General features: G+C 62.7%; 21 protein-coding genes. 9 read left to right on the forward strand and 12 right to left on the reverse strand.

The genetic code is table 11. The annotated features are described in order from the left end of the window. Positions 1-12: 12 nt before the first annotated feature. Both ACR1XV_RS08630 and ACR1XV_RS08635 read right to left on the reverse strand, forming a co-directional pair. Positions 13-1,305, reverse strand: coding sequence for an MFS transporter (locus tag ACR1XV_RS08630; RefSeq protein WP_480530288.1), 1,293 nt, complete (start codon positions 1,303-1,305; stop codon positions 13-15). A gap of 81 nt (positions 1,306-1,386) precedes the next feature. Then, on the reverse strand, positions 1,387-3,414 hold the full coding sequence (locus ACR1XV_RS08635; RefSeq protein WP_480530290.1) for an FAD-dependent oxidoreductase: 2,028 nt from the start codon (positions 3,412-3,414) through the stop codon (positions 1,387-1,389). 131 nt (positions 3,415-3,545) lie between these two features. Here ACR1XV_RS08635 and ACR1XV_RS08640 point away from each other — a divergent pair, with 131 nt between their 5' ends. Further along, complete coding sequence (locus ACR1XV_RS08640; protein ID WP_480530292.1) at positions 3,546-4,031, forward strand: RNA pyrophosphohydrolase; 486 nt, start codon at positions 3,546-3,548, stop codon at positions 4,029-4,031. A 21-nt stretch (positions 4,032-4,052) separates the two neighbouring features. Here the strand turns inward: ACR1XV_RS08640 and ACR1XV_RS08645 are convergent, their stop codons facing one another. Then, positions 4,053-4,724, reverse strand: a complete 672-nt coding sequence (locus tag ACR1XV_RS08645; RefSeq protein WP_480530294.1) for an NYN domain-containing protein — start codon at positions 4,722-4,724, stop codon at positions 4,053-4,055. Positions 4,725-4,871: 147 nt separating this feature from the next. On the opposite strand from ACR1XV_RS08645, the gene ACR1XV_RS08650 reads away from it, so the two are divergent. Next, positions 4,872-6,257 carry a radical SAM protein gene (locus ACR1XV_RS08650; RefSeq protein WP_480530296.1) on the forward strand — a complete coding sequence of 462 codons (1,386 nt, stop codon included), beginning with the start codon at positions 4,872-4,874 and terminating at the stop codon, positions 6,255-6,257. Then, positions 6,254-7,093 (forward strand): DUF547 domain-containing protein, encoded by an 840-nt coding sequence (locus tag ACR1XV_RS08655; RefSeq protein WP_480530298.1) that lies wholly within the window; start codon positions 6,254-6,256, stop codon positions 7,091-7,093. The genes ACR1XV_RS08650 and ACR1XV_RS08655 overlap by 4 nt, the downstream gene beginning before the upstream one ends. Before the next feature lie 173 nt (positions 7,094-7,266). Here ACR1XV_RS08655 and ACR1XV_RS08660 read toward each other — a convergent pair whose 3' ends face one another. Then, positions 7,267-8,256, reverse strand: coding sequence for an adenosine kinase (locus ACR1XV_RS08660; RefSeq protein ID WP_480530300.1), 990 nt, complete (start codon positions 8,254-8,256; stop codon positions 7,267-7,269). After that, positions 8,253-8,897 (reverse strand): endonuclease III, encoded by a 645-nt coding sequence (gene nth, locus ACR1XV_RS08665; RefSeq protein ID WP_480530302.1) that lies wholly within the window; start codon positions 8,895-8,897, stop codon positions 8,253-8,255. Before nth ends, ACR1XV_RS08660 begins: the two co-directional genes overlap by 4 nt. Before the next feature lie 118 nt (positions 8,898-9,015). Between nth and ACR1XV_RS08670 the strand changes: the two genes are divergently transcribed. Together ACR1XV_RS08670 and ACR1XV_RS08675 are read left to right on the forward strand one after the other, a co-directional pair. Continuing rightward, on the forward strand, positions 9,016-9,858 hold the full coding sequence (locus ACR1XV_RS08670; protein ID WP_480530304.1) for a methylated-DNA--[protein]-cysteine S-methyltransferase: 843 nt from the start codon (positions 9,016-9,018) through the stop codon (positions 9,856-9,858). Positions 9,859-10,035: 177 nt separating this feature from the next. Next, entirely contained in the window at positions 10,036-10,470 is a 435-nt protein-coding gene (locus ACR1XV_RS08675) for a glyoxalase superfamily protein (RefSeq protein WP_480530306.1), read from the forward strand. Positions 10,471-10,528: 58 nt separating this feature from the next. Here ACR1XV_RS08675 and ACR1XV_RS08680 read toward each other — a convergent pair whose 3' ends face one another. Next, a complete protein-coding gene (locus ACR1XV_RS08680; protein WP_480530308.1) occupies positions 10,529-11,968 on the reverse strand; it encodes an aldehyde dehydrogenase family protein in 1,440 nt (479 codons plus the stop codon). A gap of 214 nt (positions 11,969-12,182) precedes the next feature. On the opposite strand from ACR1XV_RS08680, the gene ACR1XV_RS08685 reads away from it, so the two are divergent. Continuing rightward, positions 12,183-12,833, forward strand: a complete 651-nt coding sequence (locus tag ACR1XV_RS08685) for a peroxiredoxin (protein ID WP_480530310.1) — start codon at positions 12,183-12,185, stop codon at positions 12,831-12,833. A gap of 156 nt (positions 12,834-12,989) precedes the next feature. Here the strand turns inward: ACR1XV_RS08685 and ACR1XV_RS08690 are convergent, their stop codons facing one another. Continuing rightward, positions 12,990-15,767, reverse strand: a complete 2,778-nt coding sequence (locus ACR1XV_RS08690; RefSeq protein WP_480530312.1) for a GMC oxidoreductase — start codon at positions 15,765-15,767, stop codon at positions 12,990-12,992. Positions 15,768-15,963: 196 nt separating this feature from the next. Next, entirely contained in the window at positions 15,964-18,111 is a 2,148-nt protein-coding gene (pnp, locus tag ACR1XV_RS08695) for a polyribonucleotide nucleotidyltransferase (protein ID WP_480530314.1), read from the reverse strand. A 247-nt stretch (positions 18,112-18,358) separates the two neighbouring features. Here pnp and ACR1XV_RS08700 point away from each other — a divergent pair, with 247 nt between their 5' ends. Next, a complete protein-coding gene (locus tag ACR1XV_RS08700; RefSeq protein ID WP_480530316.1) occupies positions 18,359-19,114 on the forward strand; it encodes a DUF3299 domain-containing protein in 756 nt (251 codons plus the stop codon). Positions 19,115-19,213: 99 nt separating this feature from the next. Here ACR1XV_RS08700 and ACR1XV_RS08705 read toward each other — a convergent pair whose 3' ends face one another. The 4 genes from ACR1XV_RS08705 to ACR1XV_RS08720 form a co-directional block, all read right to left on the reverse strand. After that, positions 19,214-19,582, reverse strand: a complete 369-nt coding sequence (locus tag ACR1XV_RS08705; protein WP_480530318.1) for a DUF1761 family protein — start codon at positions 19,580-19,582, stop codon at positions 19,214-19,216. Further along, complete coding sequence (locus tag ACR1XV_RS08710) at positions 19,579-20,001, reverse strand: SRPBCC family protein (RefSeq protein ID WP_480530320.1); 423 nt, start codon at positions 19,999-20,001, stop codon at positions 19,579-19,581. Before ACR1XV_RS08710 ends, ACR1XV_RS08705 begins: the two co-directional genes overlap by 4 nt. Then, positions 19,982-20,335 carry an ArsR/SmtB family transcription factor gene (locus ACR1XV_RS08715; protein WP_480530322.1) on the reverse strand — a complete coding sequence of 118 codons (354 nt, stop codon included), beginning with the start codon at positions 20,333-20,335 and terminating at the stop codon, positions 19,982-19,984. The genes ACR1XV_RS08710 and ACR1XV_RS08715 overlap by 20 nt, the downstream gene beginning before the upstream one ends. Before the next feature lie 74 nt (positions 20,336-20,409). Next, the gene (locus ACR1XV_RS08720) at positions 20,410-21,318 is read right to left on the reverse strand and encodes a LysR family transcriptional regulator (protein ID WP_480530324.1); all 909 of its coding nucleotides are present in this window, start codon (positions 21,316-21,318) and stop codon (positions 20,410-20,412) included. 140 nt (positions 21,319-21,458) lie between these two features. Between ACR1XV_RS08720 and ACR1XV_RS08725 the strand changes: the two genes are divergently transcribed. Both ACR1XV_RS08725 and ACR1XV_RS08730 read left to right on the forward strand, forming a co-directional pair. Beyond that, positions 21,459-23,027, forward strand: a complete 1,569-nt coding sequence (locus ACR1XV_RS08725) for an arylsulfatase (RefSeq protein WP_480530326.1) — start codon at positions 21,459-21,461, stop codon at positions 23,025-23,027. 238 nt (positions 23,028-23,265) lie between these two features. Beyond that, entirely contained in the window at positions 23,266-24,867 is a 1,602-nt protein-coding gene (locus ACR1XV_RS08730) for a BCCT family transporter (protein WP_480530328.1), read from the forward strand. The last annotated feature ends 101 nt before the right edge of the window (positions 24,868-24,968 follow it).

Below are 24,968 nucleotides of genomic sequence, written 5' to 3' on the forward strand. Positions count from 1 at the left end.
TACACGCGCCGGTCATTCGGCTGCCCCGGCTTCGTGATCCGGTTTGGCCGCCCCGGCGGGTTCAACCAGCGTCAGCACGGCGATGATGGCCATCAGACTACCGACCGAGATCATCGCCACCGGCCAGATCGGATCGCTGGCATGCGCCATCGCGGCCAGGATTGCCGACAGCACCACAACCAAAAGGCGCGACAGCGTGGCGGCGGTGGCCTGCGCCACCACGCGCTGCTCGCTTGGGGCGTGATCCATGAAGTAGAGCGACCGGGAAGTGCCCAGACCGGTCGCCGCCACGGTGACGACGAACAGGGTCAGCGCATGAAAATGAATACCATGGTCCAGCCCGCTGTGGTGCAGGACCAGCAGCCCGACGCCCGACAACAGCACCATGCCCGCGCCCGCGAGCATCACCGCACGGTTCGAAAAGCTGCTGAGCGCGCGCCACATGGGGGCCGCCACCATCAAGGCCGCCGCCGATGACACAACCAGAGCGGTCAACCCGCGGGTCGAGCTGTGATGCGCCGCCGCGGCGATGAGCGCGAAGAAGGGCACCGACAGACCGGCAATCACAAAGCTCAGCCGGATCACGATGAATTTCCGGAACCAGATTTCCGCCCAAAGCATGCGAATGTTGCGCAGGAACGCCTTGGCCGCCTCGACGGGTGATCCGCGCGGCGGTTTGCTGTCGCGGCCTTTTGCGGGGGTTTCCGTCAGTGTCAGCATCACGATGGCGGACAGAACAAAGCACAGCACCCCGAAGCCGATGACCATGCTGTGCCGGGTCGGGGCGGGCGCGCCTTCCAGCACCTGATGCAGGATAAGGACCACCGCGATGGTCGCAGCGCCGCCCACCGTCTTCTGCCAATAGCTCAGCCGCATTCTGTCTTTCGATTTCAGAGCGTCGCTGACGAAGTCGATGATCATCAGGGCCTTGAACTCTTCCAGCATCCCGATTGCGAAAATCACCGCGACAAAGGCAAGGATCACCAGTTGCTGACTGCCATAGAGCGCAACCAGAACGAGGGTCAGGAAACAGGCCGCAATGGCCAGATCAACCCGGGCGATGACCGATTTCCTGCGTGGTAATCGTGCAGCAAGGCCCGACAATGCCACGTCAGACAGTGTTCCTGCGACCTGACGCACCGAAACCAGTATCCCGGCCACAAACAGCGGTAATCCCATCGATACCGCCAGAAAGGCCACAACGATCGACGGGCTGGCCATCGACCAGGCCATCACCGAAAACGCACCCTGCCCGGCCATCATCGGCAGGGTGTGACGATTGGGTTCGGTGTGATCGTGGCTCAAGGCGTGCGGTGTCGGTTGGGGCGGCTCTCAGGCTACGATAGTCGCAGCCGGGCCGCGAAGGCAAACACCGTCTGGCCCCGCTCAGAATGTGGCGGCCAGCCGTGTGCCCTGATTGATCGCGCGCTTGGCGTCCAGTTCAGCTGCCACATCCGCGCCGCCGATCACATGGCAGGCAATGCCGCGCGCGTCCAGTTCATCCGCCAGCGACCGGTCCGAGACCTGACCCGCGCACAAGACAATCGTCTCCGCGGGGATAACGGTTGGATCCGCGCGGTCCTCGCCAAAGCTGACATGCAGGCCGCCCTCGTCGATGCGCTCGTAATTCACGCCGCCGACGAAATTGACGTCCTTCATCTTCAGCGTCGCGCGGTGAATCCAGCCTGTGGTCTTGCCCAAGCCCTTGCCATGCCGTTGTGCCTTGCGCTGCAGCAACGAGACCTGCCGCGCCGGGGCTGCGGGCTGCGGGCCCTCGGGGGCCAGCCCCGAGCGATGCTCGGACGGGTCGCTCACCCCCCATTCCTTCATCCACAAAGGCAGGTCCGTGGTCGCACTGTGGCCGTCCTCCAGCAGGAACTCGGACACGTCGAACCCGATGCCGCCTGCGCCGATCACGGCGACGGATTTACCGACCTCGGCCTTGTCGCGCAGCACCTCGATATAACTGAGCACATTGTCCCGATCCTGCCCCGGTATCTGTGGATCGCGCGGGGTGACGCCGGTGGCGATCACCACCTCGTCAAACCCGGTCAGGTCATCGGCGCGGACCGCGCGGTTCAGTTCCACCTTGACGCCCAGGTCGTCCATCATGGTGCGGTACCAGTCGACCAGCCCCCAGAATTCCTCTTTCCCCGGAACCTGCTTCGCCATGTTCAACTGGCCGCCAATTTCAGCCGCGCGGTCGAACAGGGTCACGTTATGGCCGCGCTGCGCCGCTGTCATCGCGGTGGACAGGCCAGCCGGGCCAGCCCCAACGATGGCAACAGTCTTAGCGGTCTCGGCCTTTCCGATCACCAACTCGGTCTCATGGCAGGCGCGCGGGTTAACAAGGCATGACGTCAGCTTGCCGCTGAAGGTGTGATCCAGACAGGCCTGATTGCAGGCAATGCAAGGCGCGATCTGCGCCGCCTCGCCCGCCATGGCCTTGTTCACGAAATCCGCATCCGCCAGCATGGGGCGCGCCAGCGACACCATATCGGCGCAGCCCGTCGACAGAACCTCTTCGGCGACCTCGGGCGTGTTGATGCGGTTCGAGGTGATCACCGGGATGCCAACCTTGCCCATCAGTTTCTTGGTCACCCACGCAAAGGCCGCACGGGGCACGGACGTGGCAATCGTCGGAATCCGCGCCTCGTGCCAGCCAATGCCGGTGTTGATGATCGTGGCCCCCGCAGCCTCGATCCGCTGCGCCAGCTCCACCACCTCATCATGGGTTGATCCATTGGGCACCAGATCAATCATCGACAGCCGGTAGATGATGATGAAATCCGTCCCCACCGCCTCACGCACCCGTCGCACAACTTCGATGGGCAGGCGCATGCGGTTCTCATAAGACCCGCCCCAGCGGTCGGTGCGTTTGTTGGTGTGGGTGACAAGGAACTGGTTCAGGAAATACCCCTCGGACCCCATGATCTCGACCCCGTCATACCCGGCCTTCTGCGCCAGCACGGCGGCGTTTACGATGTCACCGATCTGCTTCTCGATCCCGTCCTCATCCAGTTCATTCGGCGGAAACGGAGAGATCGGCGATTTCACCGGGCTCGGCGCCACGCATTTCGGCCCATAGGCATAGCGACCCGCGTGCAGAATCTGCATCGCAATCTTGCCGCCCGCCTCATGCACCCGCTGCGTCACGATGGAATGGTTGGCGACCTCGGTATCATTGGTCATCATCGATGCGCCGGGCAGAACCGAGCCCTCAAGGTTCGGGCCAATCCCGCCCGTCACCATCAGCGCCACACCGCCGCGCGCCCGGTCGGCATAGAACTCGGCCACGCGGTTCCAGTCGCCGGTCTCTTCCAGCCCGGTATGCATCGACCCCATCAGCACGCGGTTCTTCAGCGTGGTAAAGCCCAGATCCAGCGGGGCCAGCATGTTTGGGTACGCGGTCATGACGAACTCTCCCTGTTTCGGCGCTTAGATTGACGCGCGCGTCACCTTTGTCACGCGAAACCTAACGTCACCCCCTTTGCCCCCCGGGTGACGCTTGATAGAGAGGGCCCGAACAACCCAAGAGGCCGCGCATGACCCCCGATCAGATCGCCAAACTGCCCTATCGCCCCTGCGTCGGGCTGATGCTGATGAATGCCGAAGGCCGGATATTCACGGGTCTGCGCAACGATGGCCCCCGTGACGCCTGGCAGATGCCCCAGGGCGGCGTGGACAAGGGCGAAGACCCCCGCGATGCCGCCCTGCGCGAGTTGTGGGAGGAGACCGGCATCACCCCCGATCTGGTCGAGATCATCGCCGAGACCCCCGGCTGGCTGCCCTATGACCTGCCCCATGACATCGTGCTGAAAATCTGGAAAGGCCGCTATCGCGGGCAGGAACAGAAATGGTTCCTGATGCGCTTCACGGGCCGCGATGATCACATCAACATCGACACCGCCCACCCCGAGTTCGCCCGCTGGAAATGGCAGGACCCCTCGCGCCTGATCGCCGAAATCGTCCCCTTCAAGCGCGAGGTGTATAAGCAGGTCGTGGCCGCGTTTGCGGAGCACTTGGGCTGAGGGCCTGCGCGCCCAGCGCCATCAGGTCTCGAACCCCAATGCCTTGAACCGAACATGCGCGTCCGGCCCTTTCGGGTCCAGATCATACAGGTCTTTGCGCTTGGCCAGATACCCGCGCCATGTCCGCTCGGGATAGGTGCTGATCTTAATATCGTGTTGACGGCGCATCCGAACGTTCAGGTCCGCGATTGGGATCCCTTCTCCGTTCTTGCTATTGACCGCAATTACCTTCCGGATATTCCAGTCCAAATTGGATGGCGGCTGCCCCGCGCCGCAGGTCTGCCCGGTGTCCTTGTCCGGGTTCAACTCGACAAATTCCGAGCAGTTCACTCGCAGCGCTTGCGGTGTCTTTTGTTCACCAATGCCTATGCTGGTCAGCCCATGTTCCCGCAATCTGCTATGCAGATGCGAGAAATCACCATCCGAACTGGCCACCAGAATGACGTCGATGTTCTTCTGGAACGCAAGCTCGATGGCGTCGATCGCCAGCAAGATATCGGTGGCATTCTTTCCTGTGCCGCTGTGAAACAGGCGAAAGGCTGGCGCGTCGTGCCAGCCCACACACCGCTGAGCGTTCAGGTAGACCCGCGCGATATCGATTTGGCCGTAGCGTCGCGCAGCCTTCAGAATGTCTGCCTGAAGCGAGGGGCTCAGGTTATCGCCATCTACCAGTAACGCAGCCCGTCTGGTCATGCCGGTTCTCAATCTCTTGTTTCAATCCCTGTTTCCATAGGCTCATTTTGAGGCGGAAATTTGACCTACCGCCCCAACACTCACCGCGCGACAAATCGCCGTGAGGGGCCGTGGCGCGGGGCGTTGGGCGTGGTTAGCCTCGGGGGTATGAAAGACACCGTTGATCCCCACATCCCCGCCGCCGCGCGATGCGCCCCCGCCGGTCGCCGGTTTCATGGCTCTGACCGCCGTGCGCCGCTGCGGGACGGGTTGTGGTCGGCGGGCGAATACGGCCCCGGCCAGACCGCTGGCCGGTTTTACCCCATCGCCTGCGTTGCGCTTGAGGTGACGCAGCGCTGCAATCTGGATTGCACGCTCTGCTACCTCTCGGACCGGGCCGAGATGACCTATGACCCCCCGCTCTCGGTCCTGTTTGCGCGGCTGGCGACGATCCACAGCCACTATGGTCCCGGCGTCTCGGTGCAGTTGACGGGTGGCGATCCGACCCTGCGCAAGGTCGAGGACCTTGAGGTGCTGTGTCGTGAAATCCGCCGTCTGGGGATGCGGTCCTGCCTGATGACCAACGGCATCCGCGCCAGCCGAGCCGCCCTGACCCGGCTGGCCGCCGCCGGGCTGGACGATGTGGCGTTCCATGTCGACCTGACGCAGGAACGCCGTGGGTTCGACACCGAGACCGAGCTGAACACCGTTCGCCGCGCCTATATCCGCCGCGCGCGGGGGCTGGGGCTGCGCATCCTGTTCAATACCACCGTCTTTGAGGGTAATTTCGACGAATTGCCCGCGCTGGCCCGGTTCCTGCGCGACCGCCCCGAGGTGTCCTTTGTCTCGTTCCAGATGCAGGCCGATACCGGGCGCGGGGTGCTGCGCGACCGCCCCGAGATGATCACGCAGGACAGCGTGATGCGCGCGGTCGAAGCGGGGTATGAGACCCCGCTGCATTTCGACACCGCCGCGGTGGGCCATTCCCGCTGCAACCGCTATGCCAGCGTGCTGACCGCCGGAGGACGGGCGAAATCGGTACTGTCGAACCGCCGCCTTGTGCATCGCGTGATCGACACGTTGGAGCACGAAGATCGCTCGCAGGACGGGCATCTGAACATCCGCGACAGCCTGCGGCGGCTGGTGCTGCGTCATCCGCTCGTTGCCCTGCGCGCAGGTGCGCATCTGGCCGCCTGTGCCCTGCGTCTGGGCCCGGGGCTGCTGCGTGGACGGGTGCGGCGGCAGGCGGTGTTCATTCACAACTTCATGTCCGCCGAGGCGCTGGATCAGGATCGCTGCGCGTCTTGTGTCTTCATGGTCGCCACCGCCAATGGCCCCCTGTCGATGTGCGCCCACAACGCGCAGCGTGACCGCCATCTGACCGCCCCCGACCGGATTGACGGCGACCAAGGCCCCCAGTGGTGGAACGCGGCCTCTCGCGACCTGTCCGACAGCCCCGATCTGCCCGGCCTGCGCGATCCGGCGCGGGCACCGCTGAAAAAGCTCAAAGGCCAGTTGCGGGCGCAACAGGCCGCCCGAAAGGCCGCGTCATGAGGGCGCTGCTGATCCTGCTGTTGCTGCCGCTTCTGGCCGCCTGCGCCAGTGTCGAGCGTCTGGCCCTGCCCGCCGCCGCGCCGCTGGAAAACACGGCCCTGACCCGTACCGTGCCGCCCCCGGGCGAATGGGTGGATCACCGCGACTGGACCGCGTTCCTGAACCGCTATGTCGCGCCGGATGCACAAGGGGTGAACCGGGTGGCCTATGGGCAGGTCTCGCAGGCCGACCGCGCGCGGCTCGACGGGTATCTGACGCGGCTGCAATCGGTTGATCCGGCGGGGCTGACCCGGGATCAGCAACTGGCCTATTGGATCAACCTCTATAACGCGCTGACCGTGGATGTGGTGCTGGAGAATTACCCCGTCGCCTCGATCCGCGACATCCGGGACGGGCCGCTGTCGGTCGGCCCGTGGAGCCGCCCTCTGGCCACGGTCGCGGGGCAGAGCCTGACGCTGAACGACATCGAACACCGCATCATCCGCCCCACTTTTGATGAGCCGCGCATTCACTACGCGCTGAACTGCGCCGCGGTGGGTTGCCCCAACCTGATGGACCGCGCGTGGCAGGCGCAGACGCTGGAACGCGACCTTGCCGCAGCCGAGCGCACCTATGTCAACGACCCGCGCGGGGTGCGGTTCGATGAGCGCGGCAGGTTGATCCTGTCGAAAATCTACATCTGGTTCCGCGAGGATTTCGGGGTGAATGAGAAGGCGGTGCTTGCCTATCTGGAAACGGCGGCCGAGCCGGAGTTGAGGGTCCGCCTACAGAACACAGCACGCGTGAGCGCCTATGAATACAACTGGGCCCTAAACGACGCGGCAGCGGGGTCCTGACGGCGCGGAATCAAGGCCACAGGCCGCCGCGCCAGCGCCGACCCGCCCCCATGGGGCGGCGCTTTTGCTACGTCCTTCGCAAGGCCAGCGTATCAGTCGTCGGCACCATAAAGTGCCCCGCTTAAACCTCGGATGCGCCACCCCGCGGGTCGGCGCTGACGCGGCTCAGCGCTTTACAGCAAGCCTTCGGCGTGCAGCAACTCCTGCATATTCGCCTCGGGGCGCGGGCCGATATGGCTGATCACCTCGCGGGCGCAGACATTGCCGATCTTCGCGCAGGTCTCGTAGTCGCGCCCCGTGGCCATGCCGAACAGGAACCCGGCGGCGAACTGATCGCCCGCGCCGGTCGCGTCCACCGGCACCACCTTTTCGACGGGTACATCAATGCGTTGCCCGTCCGACAGCACGGTCACTCCATCCCCGGACCGCGTACACACAACCAGCGGACAGATCGCGGCGGTTTGGGCCAGCGCCTTTTCCAGATCGTCGGTTTCGAACAGCGATTTGATCTCGGCCTCGTTGCCGATCACGAAATCCAGTTCGTTTTCGGTCAGCAGCAGGAAATCGACCCGGTGGCGTTCCACACAGAACGGATCGGAAATCGCGATCCCGGCCTTGCCGCCGCCTGCGTGACAGTTCCGCGCCGCCTCAAGAAACGCCGCCTTGCCCTTCTCCTTGTCGAACAAATAGCCCTCAAGGAACATGATCTGGCTGTTGCCCGCCACATCCGCAGACACGTCTTGCGATGACAGCTCGGATGAAATCCCCAGATAAGTGTTCATCGACCGCTCGCCATCAGGCGAGACGAAGATCATCGACCGCGACGTCGGCAACTCGCCCCCCGGCACCGGCGGGTTCACGAAATCGACCCCATCCTCGTTCATCGCATCCGCATAGAACCGGCCCAACGCGTCGTCATGCACGCGCCCGATGAACGCGGCCTCAAGCCCCAGCGCACCGGCCCCGGCAATCGTATTGGCGACCGAGCCGCCGGGCGTCTGCACCCGACCTTCCATCGAGGCATACAGCACCTCGCCGCGCTCCTGCTCGATCAGCTGCATGATGCCCTTTTCGATGCCCATCAGCTCAAGAAAACTGTCATCGGCCTGCGAAATCACGTCCACAACGGCGTTTCCGATACCGGTGAGTTGGTAGGTCTTCATTGGGTCTTGTCCTCGAATTGACAGAGATCACGGATGATGCAGGTCGGGCATTGCGGCTTGCGCGCCTTGCAATGGTACCGCCCATGCAGGATCAGCCAGTGATGCGCATGGAGTTGAAAGTCGGCCGGGATATTGTCCTCGATGGCACGTTCAACGGCGTCCACGTGTTTGCCGGGGCAGATGCCGGTGCGGTTGCCGACGCGGAAGATATGGGTATCGACCGCCTGCGCCGGTTGCCGCCACCACATGTTCAGCACCACATTGGCGGTCTTGCGGCCCACGCCCGGCAGCGATTGTAGTGCTGCGCGGGAATTGGGCACCTCGCCGCCATAGTCCTCGACCAGAATGCGGCTCAGCTTGATCACGTTCTTCGCCTTCTGGCGGAACAGGCCGATGGTCTTGATATGCTCAATCAGACCTTCTTCGCCCAGATCCAGCATCTTCTGCGGCGTGTCGGCGATCTTGAACAGCTCGCGCGTGGCCTTGTTGACGCCCGCATCGGTGGCCTGCGCCGACAGCGCCACGGCGACGACCAGAGTGTAGACGTTCACATGCTCCAGCTCGCCCTTGGGTTCCGGGTCGGCGTCGTGAAAACGCGTAAAGATCTCGCGGATCGTGTGGTAGTCGAGTTGCTTTGCCATCCGCGCCTTAATGCCGCTCGCCGGGCCGTGACACAAGCCCAAAGCCAATGCGCAAGTTCCGGGTCGCAGGGGGCCGGTGCGCGCGCTATGGTTTTGGAAACGAACCGAGGTGAACGCCATGAATGTCCAGACACCCGAAAGCGGATATCACTACAACGTCATGCGCCGCGCCATCGACCTGATCGATCAGGGCGGCGAGGGGCTGAGCCTCGAGGAACTGGCCCGCCAGATGGACATGAGCCCCGCCCATTTCCAGCGCCTGTTCTCGCGCTGGACCGGGGTGTCGCCGAAACGCTATCAGCAATACCTGACGCTGGGCCACGCCAAGGCGCTGCTGCGTGACCGGTTCACGACGTTGGAGACCGCGCATAACGTGGGTTTGTCGGGCAGCGGTCGCCTGCATGATCTGTTCCTGAAATGGGAATCCATGAGCCCCGGCGAGTATGCCCGCAAGGGCGAAGGGCTGGTGATCTACTGGGGCTGGTTCGATTGCCCCTTTGGCCCGGCTTTGGTCATGGGCACCGACAAGGGCATCTGCGGCATCGCCTTCGGGTCCGAGACCGGCGAAGCGGCGGCGATGGAGGATATGGTTTCACGCTGGCCGAAAGCGGAATTTTTGGAAAATTCCGCGCGCCTGCACCCATGGGTGCAAGGCGCGTTTGGCACCGACCGGTCCGAAACCCCCCTGCACCTGATCGGCTCGCCCCTTCAGATCAAGGTGTGGGAGGCGCTGATGCATATCCCCTCGGGTCAGGTCACCACCTATTCCGAGATCGCCCAGCGGGTGGGGTCCCCGCAGGCGGTGCGCGCCGTCGGTACGGCGGTGGGGCGCAATCCGGTCAGCTGGCTGATCCCCTGCCACCGCGCCTTGCGCAAATCCGGTGGTTTAGGCGGCTATCACTGGGGTCTGCCCGTCAAGCGTGCGATGCTGGCGTACGAGGCGGCACAGGCCGACGCCTGATTGACAGAGAGGCACCCGGATGTCACAAGCCGCGACAGGTTCGGGTCTCCTGCCGTTCGCGGCCCTTTGGCTTTGGTGAAACCCGATGACACGACATCTGTTGCCCTTTCCAGGCGCGCGGATGGCAATGCGAACCCCGTCCTGATGTCGCGCCCGTTCAAGGAAACGAGGCATACCATGACCAAATCACACGATATTGCTCCGGTAACGGAGCTGAAAACGCAGGCCAAACGGCTGCGCGCCCGATCGCAGAGCGAAGGCATTGCTCTGTCGCATAGCGAGGCGCTTGAACTGCTGGCCCATCAGCACGGGCTGCGCGACTGGAACACGCTGCGCGCGATGGCGGCCACCCGGGTGGACCTGCAGGTCGGGAACCGCGTCGAAGGCCGGTATCTGGGGCAGCCCTTCACGGCCGAAATTCGCGGGATGACAAAGCTGAGCAATGGGGAGCAGCGCCGGGTGACATTGCAGTTCGACGCACCCGTGGATGTGGTGCGGTTCGACAGTTTCTCATCGCTGCGCCAGCGCGTGACCGGCGAGATCGGCTGGGACGGCCGCTCGACCCGGCGCACCTCGGACGGAGAGCCGCAGCTTGTGGTCCGCCCCGCCTGAAATGATAGAGCGAGGCACCCTGCAGGGTGCCTCACAACTGGATCACGTCAGAACGCGGCTATTCCGCAGCCCAGCCGCCGACGGCCTTGACCTCAAGGAAATCTTCCAGCCCGAAAACACCGCCCTCGCGCCCATTGCCGGACTGTTTCATTCCCCCGAACGGAGAGCCCGCGCTGCGCGATTTGCCATTCATCTCGACCATGCCCGAGCGCAACGCCCGCGCCATCCGATTTGCGCGGTCACCGTCCTGTGTCTGGACATAATTGGTCAGCCCATAAGGCGTGTCATTGGCTATCTCGATCGCCTCTTCCTCGGTATCGAAGGGGATCATGGTCAGGACCGGGCCAAAGATTTCCTCGCGCGCGATGGTCATCTGGTTGTTGGCATCGGCAAAGACCGTGGGGCGCACATAATACCCCTTGTTCAGACCCTCGGGCCGCCCGGTGCCGCCCGCCACCAGACGCGCACCTTCGTCGATACCCTTCTGGATCAGGTCCTGAATCTTGGTCCACTGGACCTCATTCACCACGGGGCCGATATGGCGGCCTTCGTCCATGGCAGGCCCGACCGAGACCTTGTTCGCCACCTCAGCTGCCGTCTCAACCGCCTGGTCATAGATCGGACGCTGAACCAGCATCCGGCTGGGCGCGTTACAGCTTTGGCCAGTGTTGTTCATCATGTGCAACACGCCGCGCTTGACGGCCTTTTCATCCGCATCGGCAAAGACCACATTCGCCCCCTTGCCGCCCAGTTCCAGATGCACCTTCTTCAGCGTTTCGGCGGCATTCTTGGAAATCGCCGTGCCCGCGCGGGTCGAGCCCGTAAAGCTGACCATATCCACATCCGGATGGCCCGACAGCTGAGACCCCACGCCCGCGCCATCGCCGTTAACAAGGTTAAACACGCCCGCAGGGAACCCGGCCTCATCCATCATCTCGGCAAAGATCATCGCGTTCAGCGGGCTTTGTTCCGACGGTTTCAGCACCATCGTGCAGCCCGCAATCGCCGCCGCACCGACCTTGAGCGTGATCTGATTCATCGGCCAGTTCCACGGCGTGATCAGGGCGGCCACACCCACGGCCTCATAGATGATCCGGTCATTGGGCGCGTGATCGCCCAAGGGGCGCTCGAACTCAAACGCCTTGGCGGCCCGGATGAAGTTTTTAAGGTGCCAGATGCCTGCGCCGACTTGCTGAGTGCGCGACATATCGATCGGCGCGCCCATCTCATGCGACATGGCCTGCGCCAGATCCTCGGTGCGGGTGCCATAGACCTCGACCAGCTTTTCGACCAGCGCGATGCGGTCCGCCACAGGCGTCGCCATCCAGCCGGGTAGGGCGGCTTTGGCGGCCGCCACCGCTGCATCCGTGTCGGCCTGCGCCCCCAGCGAGATCACCGCGCAGGGTTCTTCGGTCGAGGGGTCGATGACGTGGAAATCACTGGCCGCCGCCGCCGGGACCCACTGGCCGTTGATGTAAAAATCGCGCTTCTCGATCATCTGTAGTCCTCCGGATCACATTACTTTCGACCGGTTGGTCGGTTTTACTGCTCACTCTGTCATTGCTACACCTGCAGGGCAAGGGAAAGAGATCTCCGTCAGTCGGGATATGTGAATTTACGCAGCGTCAGCTTTGAGAGGTTTAACCGCGCGGCAAAGTGACTAAGTTGGCAGCAGCCGAGTCGGCCAAGAACCAAGACAGAGGAGATGCCCCATGGGTTTGCGCATAAATGATACCGTCCCGAACTTCACAGCAGAAACGGATCAGGGCACCATTCAGTTCCACGACTGGATCGGCGACAGCTGGGCCATCCTGTTCTCGCATCCCAAGGATTTCACGCCTGTCTGCACCACCGAATTTTCGGCTGTTGCGCAGCTGAACGATGAATGGGCGGCGCGGGGCACCAAGGTGATCGGCGTCTCGGTCGACGGGGTCGAGGATCACAAGAAATGGAAGAAGGACATCGAGGCCTATGGCAACGCCAACCCCGGCTTTCCGATCATCGCTGATGACGGTCTGGCCGTGTCGAAAGCCTTCGACATGCTGCCCGCCGAGGCCTACCTGCCCGACGGCCGCACCCCCGCCGACAGCGCCACCGTGCGGTCCGTGTTCATCATCGGGCCGGACAAGCAATTGAAGCTGTCGATGACCTACCCGATGACCGTGGGCCGCAACTTTGCCGAGATCCTGCGCGCGCTGGACGGGTTGCAGATGTCGTCCAAGGGCGTTGCGACACCTGCCAACTGGGTGCCGGGTGAGGATGTGATCATTCCGCCTGCTGTGTCGAATGAGGATGCCAAAGAGAAATTTGGCGAGTTCGAGACGATCTTCCCGTATCTGCGCAAGACCAAGGCGCCGGTTTGATTTGAAAGCTGGTCAGGGGGGCTGTCTGCCCCCCATCGCGCCCTGATGGACGCGATTCCCCCGAGGATATTTTTGGCCAGATGAAGCAGGGGGGCGGTTTTCGGGCTTTGCGCTGCGCAGGCCTGATGGACGCGTGGGCTGACGCCGAGGTTGCGGTCAGATGGAAAGCCGGTTGCGCGTTTTGATGAGTGCCCTTTGAAACAGGCGCGAGGCCGGCAGGCCAATCCGTGCGCCGTCCCGGTCGGCGGAATAGCCGAGCGCATTCAGGATTTCCACATCTTCGAGGCCCGCCCATGCGGGGTATGCGGGCTCGCCACCATCCCGGACGGCCCGGACCATGGCCTGAACCAGGCATCCGACGGCGATCTGCTCGTCATTCAGGTTGTGGCCCGCCAGTGGGTTGGTCCATTCGACCGGGCCGTCTGGCGTCTCAACGCGGAGGGCCCTGAGCCCTGCGGCGTCTTCGAGGCGCTGAAACGTGCTGACCATGGTTGACCCGGTGCCCGTGGCGAACCTGGCTTCACCCGGCAGCAAGGTGCCGCCTGACCCATAGGTGACTATGCGCGGCGCATTGCGGTGCGGGGTCTTTTCATAGTCGGGCGAGAACCGATGGATAAAGAAGCTGCCATCGCCAAATGTCACCGTCCCGCGCATCCAGCGTTCACCTGACGCCATGCGCGAACGCACAGCCTGTACGGCCTGCGGCCTGCGATCCCGTCCGAGCAGCTCTCGCATCAGGCCGATGCCGTGATAGTCGAATACGGCGAAGTCGTTGACGACCGACGTGATGTCTCCGATCAGACCCAGAGAAATTATCTTTTTCTGCAAGCGGATCTCGGGCAGGAACGGAAACTGTTCGGCAACTCCGACCAGCGGGTTGTGGTTTTCGATTTTGCTCAGCAGTTTGCGGCCAGCGCGTTCGTTCCAGCAAAATGGCGTCTCGAGCAACAGCGGAATACCCCGGCCGGCCATGACCGGATAGAACCAGTCGATCTGATCCGGCGGCACGGCCACGATTAGAAGCTCGGGGTTTTTGTCGCGGATCAAAGCGTCGAGATCTGTGCCCGTGGGCCACCCCGTCAGGTTGGCCAGCCGCTCTGCCCCTGCATCGCTTGCCGTGACCGCGCCGCAGATTTCGACCTCAAGCGATAGCGCCCGCATCGCTGGCGCATAGATCGACCGGACGCGGTCACCGCCACCGACAAAGCCGACGCGGCAGCGATCTGGCCGATGCGCGACTGCCGCGGCTGCCGGTTTCCGTGCAGACGCGTGGATATGGTCAGCCAGCCGCAGCGACAGGGCGACGAGCGTTTGCGTCGGGTTCATGTGACTGTTGGTGGGGAACACGGAACTGCCGGCGATGAACAGGCCCTCGACACCATGAACCTGGCAATTGGCGTCGACAACACCATCGGACGGATCCAGCGCCATACGCGTGGAACAGGCGGGGTGGGCCAGGTCAAGAAGACCGCTGCGCCAGGCGTCGAACCCTTGTTCCAGCCAGGCGGGGCGCTGATAAGCATCGTCGATGCCCAGACGCCGGGTTTCCGAATGAAAGGCGTTTTCGACGGCGCGTACGGTCTGGTATTCGCGCTCAGATATGCGCCAGTCGATGCGCGCAAGCGGGACCCCGAACCGGTCGGTCTGGTCGGAAAGACTGACACGACTGTCCGGTTGCAGTTCTTGTTCGACAACGCAGCCGACGACGCTGCGGTCGGGACGGTTCAGGGGCGGCACCTTCGTGACCAGCCGGGCATGAGCGCTTGTGGCCAGACCGTAAGGATGCCGCAAGGCCGCTGCGACATCGGCCAGCCCTCCGGTCCCGCCCTTCAGGCCGCGCAAGCCGCGGGCCAGCGTGGACAGAGGGTTCACCTCGGACCCGAATTCGGCCAGATGCAGGGCGGCGTTCAGAAGGCCTTGTTCGCGTTGAATGTCATCCGACAGGCGTAGACCCAGGCAATGAACATGATGCGATCCGAACCGGGGGTGCCAGCGGTTTCCCAGACGCTTGCGCACCTGGCTGCCTTTCCCCTTGCCGAAGGCAGCAATCTCGGTGAAGTGGTGATCGGCGAGGTAACGCCCGACCTGATCATGCGCGTTGCCCAGACCCGCGGGGTTCCGGGATCGCGATGCCAGCAACAGCCGGGGGGTCTGAATGCCGCCGCAGGCCAACACCACGCGCGGCGCTGCGATCTCGACCGATGTCCCGGCGTCGCTCATCACCTGCACGCCGCGCACCTGACCCTGGTCCGGCGTGGTGAGAATTTCGGTCACCGTGGCCGAGGTCAGTATCTGAACCGTTTCACTGGCCTCAAGCTCGGCCCGGTGGCGTTCGCCGACATTGATGGATGTCGGTGCACCGGTGTGCTGGAGCATGTCGCCGGGCATGTCGCCCTCGGGCGTGAAATGCCGGATATCCGAGGCGTCGCCGGTGTTTGACTTGCTGAATTGCCAGATGACCGGTTTGAACACCGAGGACGCAAAGGGCGGCGCGTCAAAGGCCTTGCCCATTTCGTGCTGTGCCCTTTCCGCCGACCGGGTCGGGGCGAGGCCAAGGAACCGGCCAGCCCTCTGGTAATACGGCGCCAGTGCCTCGGGCTCGATTGGCCAACCCGTGCCGGGCAGCCACGGCCGCCGGGCGTAGTCCATGGGGTCGAATGCGCCGCAACGCCCGGTCCACAGCGCGCTTGTGCCGCCGAATCCGCGGCAGGACACCTCGGTATGGGGGGCTCTGGTCTGTCCGGCCTGTTCGAATGCGTTCAGGTCGTCGCCGGCAGCGCTGCGGGTGGTGTCGCCGCTTTCCAGCACCGCAACGTTCAGCCCCGAGCCCAGAAGTTCGGTGGCGATGGAAAGGCCCGCCGGACCCGAGCCAACGATGATGACGTCGAAATTCAGTTTTGGGGAAGAAATCTGACTAAAGCACCGAATGACCATTAAACGACTCCACCGGGTGGCCCCGGCGTTTCTTGAGAAAACGATTAAAACACGTGCGGTTGACTATAGCGAGGAATCCGGAAACCGCGCAACATCGGACCGGATGGCCGCTGATCCTGCGCAGGTTTATTCGAGATCATGAAAAAACCCCGACCGAAGCCGGGGTTTGTTTCTTAATTTGCGAAGGAAGAACAGATTACTCTGCGTCTTCTTTCTTTTCTTTCTTCTCGGGAACGATCTCTTCGCCGGTTTCCTGATCGACCACTTTCATCGACAGGCGGACCTTGCCGCGATCGTCAAAGCCCAGCAGCTTAACCTTTACTTCCTGACCTTCCTTCAGAACATCCGAAGGGTGGTTCAGGCGGCGGTTTTCGATCTGGGACACGTGGACCAGACCGTCGCGCTTGCCAAAGAAGTTCACGAAAGCACCGAAGTCGACGATCTTCACGACCTTGCCAGTGTAAACCTGACCCTCTTCCGGCTCAGCAACGATCGAGTGGATCATTTCGTATGCCTTCTTGATCGATTCACCGTCGGGCGACGCGATCTTGATGACGCCGTCGTCGTTGATGTCGACCTTGGCACCCGAAACCTCGACGATCTCGCGGATGACCTTACCGCCCGAGCCGATCACTTCACGGATCTTGTCGGTCGGGATGTTCATGGTCTCGATGCGCGGGGCGTGGACCGAGAATTCGTTGGTCTCGGACAGGGCTTTGCCCATTTCACCCAGAATGTGCATCCGGCCGTCCTTGGCTTGCGCCAGGGCTTTCTCCATGATCTCGGGCGTGATGCCCGCAACCTTGATGTCCATCTGCAGCGAGGTGATGCCGTTTTCGGTACCAGCCACCTTGAAGTCCATGTCGCCCAGGTGGTCTTCGTCACCCAAGATGTCCGACAGGATCGCATAGTTGCCGTCATCTTCCAGGATCAGACCCATGGCCACACCGGCAACCGGTGCTTTCAGCGGAACGCCCGCATCCATCATTGACAGCGAACCGCCGCAGACCGACGCCATCGAGGACGATCCGTTGGATTCGGTGATCTCCGACACGATGCGGATCGTGTAGGGGAAGTCGGTCGCCGCAGGCAGAACCGCCTGCAGGGCGCGCCATGCCAGCTTGCCGTGGCCGATCTCACGACGGCCGGGGCCACCAACGCGGCCAACTTCACCAACCGAATAGGGCGGGAAGTTGTAATGCAGCAGGAAGTTCGATTTGAAATTGCCATGCAGCGCGTCGATGAACTGTTCGTCGTCACCGGTGCCCAGCGTGGTCACGGCCAGCGCCTGCGTTTCACCACGGGTGAACAGGGCCGAACCATGGGTCCGCGGCAGCATCGAGGTTTCTGCGACGATCGAACGGATATCGGTGGTCGAACGACCGTCGATCCGCTTGCCGCCTTTGACAACGTCGCCGCGCAGAATGCCTGCTTCCAGCTTTTTCATCGCGGAACCGAGGTTGCCGTCTTCCAGCTGTTCTTCGGTCAGCGCTTCCTTGATCGCTTCACGGGCAGCAGCAACAGCGGCGGTACGCTCTTGCTTGTCGGTGATCGCGAAGGCAGCGCGCATCTGCTCTTCACCGGCGGCCTTAACGGCTGCGTACAGGTCCGAATAGTCGGGCGCTTCGAATTCAAACGGCTCTTTCGCGGCGTCTTCTGCCAGCGAGATGATCAGGTCGATCACCGGCTGAATCTGCGCGTGCGCAAAGTTCACCGCGCCCAGCATTTCCGCCTCGGACAGTTCGTAAGCTTCGGATTCCACCATCATCACGGCGTCTTTGGTACCGGCAACAACCAGATCCAGACGCTGTTCAGGGTTCAGGCGCAGGTCCTGCATGTCGTCGACGGTCGGGTTCAGGACGTATTCGCCATCCACGAAACCAACGCGGGCACCGGCGATCGGGCCCATGAACGGCGCGCCGGAAATGGTCAGAGCAGCGGATGCCGCGATCATCGCGACGATGTCGGGGTCGTTGACCAGATCGTGGCTCAGCACGGTGCACATGACCAGAACTTCGTTTTTAAAGCCGTCAACGAACAGCGGGCGGATCGGACGGTCGATCAGACGCGCGGTCAGCGTCTCTTTCTCGGTCGGGCGCGCCTCGCGCTTGAAGAAGCCACCCGGAACCTTACCGGCGGCATAGTATTTCTCTTGGTAGTGGACGGTCAGCGGGAAAAAGTCCTGACCGGGTTTTTGCGCCCGTGCAAAGGTCACGTTTGCCATGACGCTGGTTTCGCCCAGCGTGGCAATCACGCTGCCGTCAGCCTGACGGGCAACCTTGCCGGTTTCCAGTGTCAGCGTCTCTTCGCCCCACTGCATTGATTTCTTCGTTACATCAAACATATGCGTATCCTAGAACGGAGCACTCCCGCCCCTGCGGGTCTCCGGTTTGCATGGCGGCCCCATTGCCGCCGACCCCACTTTATCTTCCATTCGAGTGCCGGGGTCAGGGCACAACGTCTCAGATAGCGCGCGCATACATGAGAATGCGCGGGAAGGAAAGCGAAACTGCACGGGTGGGTTGTGATCGGCGGGCTATGGACGGCGATGGGCAATCTCTCTTACAGTTCGGGCGGAAAGGGGATGCGGAATGACACTCTGGTTGCGGACTATGCTGGCGCTGGTGCTGATCAGCGGAACCGCGCAGGCCGCCCCGCCGGTGGTCGACTGGTCCGATCTGCCCGACCCGGCAATGCAGCAGTTCGACGATCCGTTCCGCGCCCTCAGCCCGGCGCAATTCGACGATCTGATCCTTGTTCTGCGCCTGCAGCGCCGCCTGCAGCAGGGCCACGGCACCCCCGAGGAGCGACTGACCTGGCAGGAATTGCTGACCGCGACCGAGGATGCGCTGGCCGCCGACGGTATCGACATCCCGTGGTTGCTGTCGCAGCGGGAAACGGTTTCGGCGCGCCGGACACAGGCCCATTCCGCCGGAAATCCGGGGCTGGACGGTCAGACCGTCACGCTGACCGGCTTTGCCATCCCCGCTCCGGCGGATGCGGACGGGCATCCCACAGCCTATCTGGTGCCAGAACGCGGCATGTGCAGCCATACGCCGCCGCCGCCGCCCAATCAGATGGTCCGTATCCAGCTGACAGATGACTGGACCCCGGCCTATACCCATGTGCCGGTGCGGGTCACCGGGACGCTGACCATCGACCCGTCCGAACAGGCCATCCGGGTTGTCGATGGGCTGGTGCCGATGCGCGCCACCTTCCGGCTGATGGCGACCGGGATCGATGATCTGGGCAGCGCCGAGGACGCAGAAACCGCCCGCCGCAGCCTGCTGGCGCGCATCCGCGCCGCGGGCCACAACAAGACCGGCGGCGCGGTTCAGTCAGACTGAACTCGGATCGCTTTGCGTTTGCTCTGCATGGACAATACCCCTCTCTCTGCGATCGGCGCGCATTTCGATGGGTTTACCTCAGATGGAATGCAAAACGCCTTATAGCAGCGCGTGTGCCAGGATCATCACCACGCCACAGCCCAGCGCATAGCCCGCATCGACCGCGATGGCGAAACCGCTTTTCTGCGCCCACGCCCCGACCGAGGCCGCCTGTGCCGCGACCGCCAATATGGCCAGCACCGCCAGACCCAGACTGTTGGTCGTCTCGGACACCGCGATCACCGCAGCCAGCAGGATCAGGAACACGATCTGCGCCGCCATCTGCGGCAAAGGCGGGGTATCCGGCGGGATCGGATCGATCCGCGTGCCCTCGGCCCAGCGTTTCTGGAACCCGACCGGGCCATAGACCAGCCATCCCAGCAGAAATGCCGCGATCACCCCAGCGCCAAGGGCCAGCCAGTTGATCACAACGCGCCCTCCAGCGTCTCGAGGATACGGGTCCAGCCGCCCTCGTGATTGTCGCGGCTCTCCTGCGAGGGGAAGCGGATGTGGTGCAGCCGCAGCTCGGTGCCTTTTTCGGTGGGGGTGAAATCCAGCGTCACGGTGGAATCGTCCTGACTGTAGGGCGAGTTCCATGTGAATTGCAGCCGGTTGGGCCGGTCGATCACCTTGTATTCGCCCTCATGCGGCAGGTCCCCGGCCTCGGGCGCGCGCATGATGATCTTGAACCGGCCGCCGACCTTGGCGTCGGATTGCGCCTCGGGCACGGACATATTCGGCCCCGGCAGCATGAATTTCGCCAGCATCGCCGGGTCCAGCCACGCATCGAACACCTTTTCCGGCGGGTGCGGGATGGCGCGGGTGATTTCAAGGGACAGTTCCGTCATCGTCGGGGTCCTCCAAAGCAGTTTCCAGGGCGTCCAGCCGAAGCGCCCAGATCGAACGCAGCCCGGCGAACCAGTCATCCACGGCTGACAAGGGGGCCATCTGAACCTCGATCAGATGCTCGCGCCATTCCGTCCGACGCTGCACCAGCCCGGCATTCTCAAGCACTTTGATGTGCTTCGAGACCGAGTTCAGGCTCATCTCGAACCGTTGCGCGATATCGGTCACCCGCAGCGGCCCCTGCTGCGCCAGCATCGTCAGGATCGCGCGGCGGGTCGGGTCGGATGCGGCCTTGAGTATGGCGCTCAGGTCAGGACGACTCTCTCGTTCAACCATTTGGATGAATTATACCCTATCTCTACTTCAGTCAACCGTTTGGGTGAATAACATCTGCCTACGTCTCTCGCCAGTCAGTCCACATCCTTGATAGCCGCAAGCGCCTGCCACATCACATCAACGGCGGGCGCTGTGCCTTCTGCTTTTCGGGCTGCGCAGATGTTCCACGTGATCTGCGGACAGGTCTCGATCAGCTTGACCGAGCCTGCCGCGACCAGTTCCTGAAATGTCTCAGGCATACCGCCGACCACAAAAGCAGCATCTGTCAGCAAGGCGTTCAGAAAAGCATAATCGTCGCTTTCGATTTGCGGCAGCGCCTGCACCCGTGCTGCGGCCTCGTCGGTTCCACCCAAGGCCTGTGTGATGGCCGCCCTCCAGTGCTTGTGTAAATGAGGCGAGGCGAACGGGTGCGTAAACAGAGACTCCAGCGTCACAACGTCTGCCTCGTGCAACGGGTGCGCGACATGGGCGGCGAACACAACCGCGCGTTTTGCGAACATCATCAACTCGACATTCTCGGTCTCGGGGGTGTGGGTCAGATCGCCGACATAGATGTCGATCTCGCCGCTTTCCAACATTTCAATCGGGGCCTGACGGGCGCTGACGTCGACGCGAAAGCGCAGGCCGGGGCACTTGCTCAGCGCGGCCTGCATCGCGGGCCGGATCAGGGTGCGCGGCGTCAGCGGCCCGCATCCGATGTGCAGCGTCCGACTGGTTTCGGACCGTATGCGCGCGATCTGGTCGGAACAGGCCCGCATATCGGCCTGCAGTTTCCGGGCCACCGGCAGGAAGGCGCGCCCCTCGCGGGTCAGACCGGAATTGCCGCGCTTGCGGTCGAACAGGGTAAAGCCCACCTGCGTCTCGGCCATCGAGACATAGCGCGACAGCGAGGCATCCGAAACGCCCATCCGGCGGGCGGCCTCGTGAAAGCTGCCGGTCTCGGCCAGATGCAATAGGGCGGTCAGGGTCTTTTCGCTCAGCATGACGTCCCTCTGGTTTCAGGTTCTGCGCATTAAGTTTCAGAAACTGCAAGAATGTAAACCCACGTTGCGAGGCGACAGGCGCAGCCGCTAGGACGTGATGATTACAGACCCGCCCCATCATATTGAGGAGTTCGACAGACGTGTTTCAGATCAAAGCGTTAACCGCGGGCCTCGCCGCCGCCCTCTGGTCGGTTGCAGGTGCTGCCCTGGCTCAGACGGAACGGCCCAACATCCTTGTCATCATGGCCGATGACGTGGGATGGGCCAGCCTCGGCAGCTATCATCAGGGTGTCAAAAGCATCCAGACCCCCAATCTGGATCAGCTGGCCGCCGAGGGCGCCCGGCTGACGGATTACTACGCGCAGCCCAGCTGCACCGCCGGGCGCTCGGCCTTTATCACCGGTCAGTTTCCGGTGCGGACGGGGATGCATACCGTTGGCCTGCCCGGCGATCCCGTTGGCTTGGACGAGAAAGACCCGACGCTGGCGAACATTCTGAAATCGATGGGCTACACCACCGGCCAGTTCGGCAAGAACCATCTGGGCGATCTGAACAAATTTCTTCCCACCGCCAAGGGGTTCGACGAATACTGGGGCTGGCTCTACCATCTCAATGCGATGGAATACACATCTGACCCTGACTGGCCGGATGATCCCGAATTTGCCGCACAGTTCGGACCGCGCATTATCATCCATGCGTTTGCTACGGATACGGTCGATGAAACCGTCGATCCGCGCTGGGGGCCTGTGGGCAAGCAACGCATCATCGACGATGGCCCCGCCCCGCCCGAACGTCAGAAAACGCTGGATGATGAGGTCACCGCCCATACCATCGATTTCATCAACCGCGCCGTGGACAGTGAAACACCCTTCTTCGTCTGGATGGCGCCCGCGCGCGCCCATGTCTGGACCCATCTCAGCCCCGAATACGAGGCGATGCTGGGCGATGGGCGCGGTTTGCAGGACGTGGTGATGAAGGAACTGGACGACAATGTCGGCAAGGTCACCGATCATCTCGAAAAGCTGGGCATCGCCGACAACACCATCGTCATCTTCACCTCGGATAACGGCCCCGAAACCATGACTTGGCCTGACGGCGGCACCACGCCTTTTCACGGCGAAAAAGGCACCACATGGGAAGGCGGTTTTCGCGTCCCCGCCATCATCCGCTGGCCCGGCAAAATCGCTGAGGGGCAGGTGCTGAACGGTGTGTTCGACGGGATGGACTGGATGCCCACGCTGGTGGCCGCCGCCGGAGGCTCTCAGGACCTGCCCGCCGATCTGCTCAAGGGGTATGAGGGCTATCGGGTGCATCTGGACGGCTACAACCAGCTATCCTACCTGACCGGCGAAACGCCGAGCAACCGTAAGGAAATCGTCTATTACGAGGGCACCGACCTGCAGGCGATCCGCTATAACGACTGGAAAGCACATTTCACCATTCAGGAAAAAGGCTGGGCCGGTCCCAAGGAAGAACTGAACGCGCCCTTGCTGTTCAACTTGCGCCGCGATCCTTACGAAAAGGCGGCCGAGGAATCCGGCATGTATACCCGCTGGATGGGCAACAAGATGTGGGCCTTCGGACCTGCCGCGCGCCTGGTGCAGGCCCATCTGGCCAGCTTTGCCGATTTCCCGCCGCGTGGTGCTGCGGTTGGTAACGAGAGCCATGTGCAAGAACAAGTCAGCAGCGAAGGTGGCATGTCGCAATAGAGCACGCGCTTATAAGGCTGCCGGAAACGAACAGGAAACGCACACTACGGAGTGTGCGTTTCCTCTTTTAGTTATTCGTTAACATGAATGCGTTTGGTGAAATTTTGATGTGCGTATAGGCTGTTATCACGAAACCCGCGGTCGAAATGACGGAAATGCGCCAAGGGACAACACTCTCCTCTCCGTCCGCTGGTCGAATACCTTGGCGTTTGCACTTAGCGAACAGAAGGGCAGACGAATGGCACAAACCAAGAAAATGCTGGATCCGGATCCCCGGATTTATGACTTCGAGACCGAATATGAGCTTGGGCAGGATAACGTCCGGCCTTTCGGTCTGGACATCCACAACCCGGTCTTTTTGATCTCAAGCATCCTGATCTTTGCGTTCGTCCTGATCGCACTCGCCAATCAGGAGGCCGCGGCCACCTTCTTTGGCTGGCTCCGGCCCTGGCTGACCAGCACCTTTGACTGGTTCCTGGTCCTGTCGGTCGATGCGATCACCTTATTCTGTCTGGCGCTGATCATCCTGCCGGTGGGCAAGGTGCGGATCGGCGGCAAAGACGCTAAGCCCGACTATTCCTATGCCGGTTGGATCGCGATGATGTTCGCTGCCGGTATCGGCATCGGGCTGCTGTTCTTCGGCGTGATGGAGCCGGTCTATTACAACTTCGCAGAAGGCGGCAACGCCGCGCCGCTGGGCATCGATATCGCGGTGCCGGGCAATGAATATGCAGGCATCGTCGGGACCATCCACCATTGGGGGCTCGAAGGCTGGGCGGTCTATGCCGCCGTGGGCCTGAGCCTTGCGATCTTTGCCTATAACCTCGGCCTGCCGCTGACTCTGCGCTCGGCCTTCTATCCGATCCTGGGCGAACGGGTCTGGGGCTGGTGGGGCCATATGATCGACACGCTGGCGGTCTTTGCCACGCTGTTCGGTCTGACCACATCGCTGGGTCTGGGCGCGCAGCAGGTTGCCGCCGGGCTTTATGAGGTGTTCGGCATCGAGCCCAGCCCCACAGTCGTCGTCCTGCTGATCATCGGCATCACCCTGATCGCGCTGGGCTCGGTCCTGCTGGGCATGGATGCGGGCGTCAAACGGCTGAGCGAGATCAACATGATCATGGCCGTCGGCCTGTTTGTGTTCGTGATCGCCGTCACCGGGGTCGGCACCGCCATCGCGCGCTACTTCAACGTGATGACGGATTATGTGCTGCACCTGCCTGCGCTGTCGAACCCGTTCGGGCGTGAAGACACCAGTTACTTCCACGGCTGGACAACCTTCTACTGGGCCTGGTGGATCGCATGGTCGCCGTTTGTGGGCATGTTCATCGCCCGTATCTCCAAGGGCCGCACCGTGCGTGAATTCGTGACCTGCGCCCTGCTGGCCCCGACGGCGGTCTGCGCGCTGTGGATGTCGACCTTCGGCGGTGCCGCCATCGACATGCTGAACGCAGGCGGAGCCGAGGGCGTCCGCGCCACCGTGATCGACAGCTATGCCCCCGAAGGCGCGCTATTCGGCTTCCTGAAGGAACTGCCGCTTTACGGCATCGTCGCGCCCATCGCGCTGGTGCTGATCGTGGTGTTCTTTGTCACCTCGTCCGATTCCGGCTCGCTGGTGATCGACACGATCACGGCAGGCGGCAAGATGGACGCGCCGGTGGTCCAGCGCGTGTTCTGGTGCACGCTGGAAGGTCTGGTAGCCATCGCGCTGCTGCTGGGAGGCGGCCTCGCCGCGTTGCAGGGGGCCGCGGTCTCGACCGGCATCCCCTTCACGCTGGTGGTTCTGATGATGTGCTACTGCCTGTGGCTGGCGCTGAAATCGGAACGGGCCAAGATGTAGGCCTGAAGCCCTGAGACGCGAAGCGCCCGCCGGACCGGCGGGCGTTTTTTCTTGCGAATTCCATGGCAGGGTTTCACAGATAAACCATTGATTAGACAAAG

This window comes from Ruegeria sp. AD2(2025), assembly GCF_056542385.1.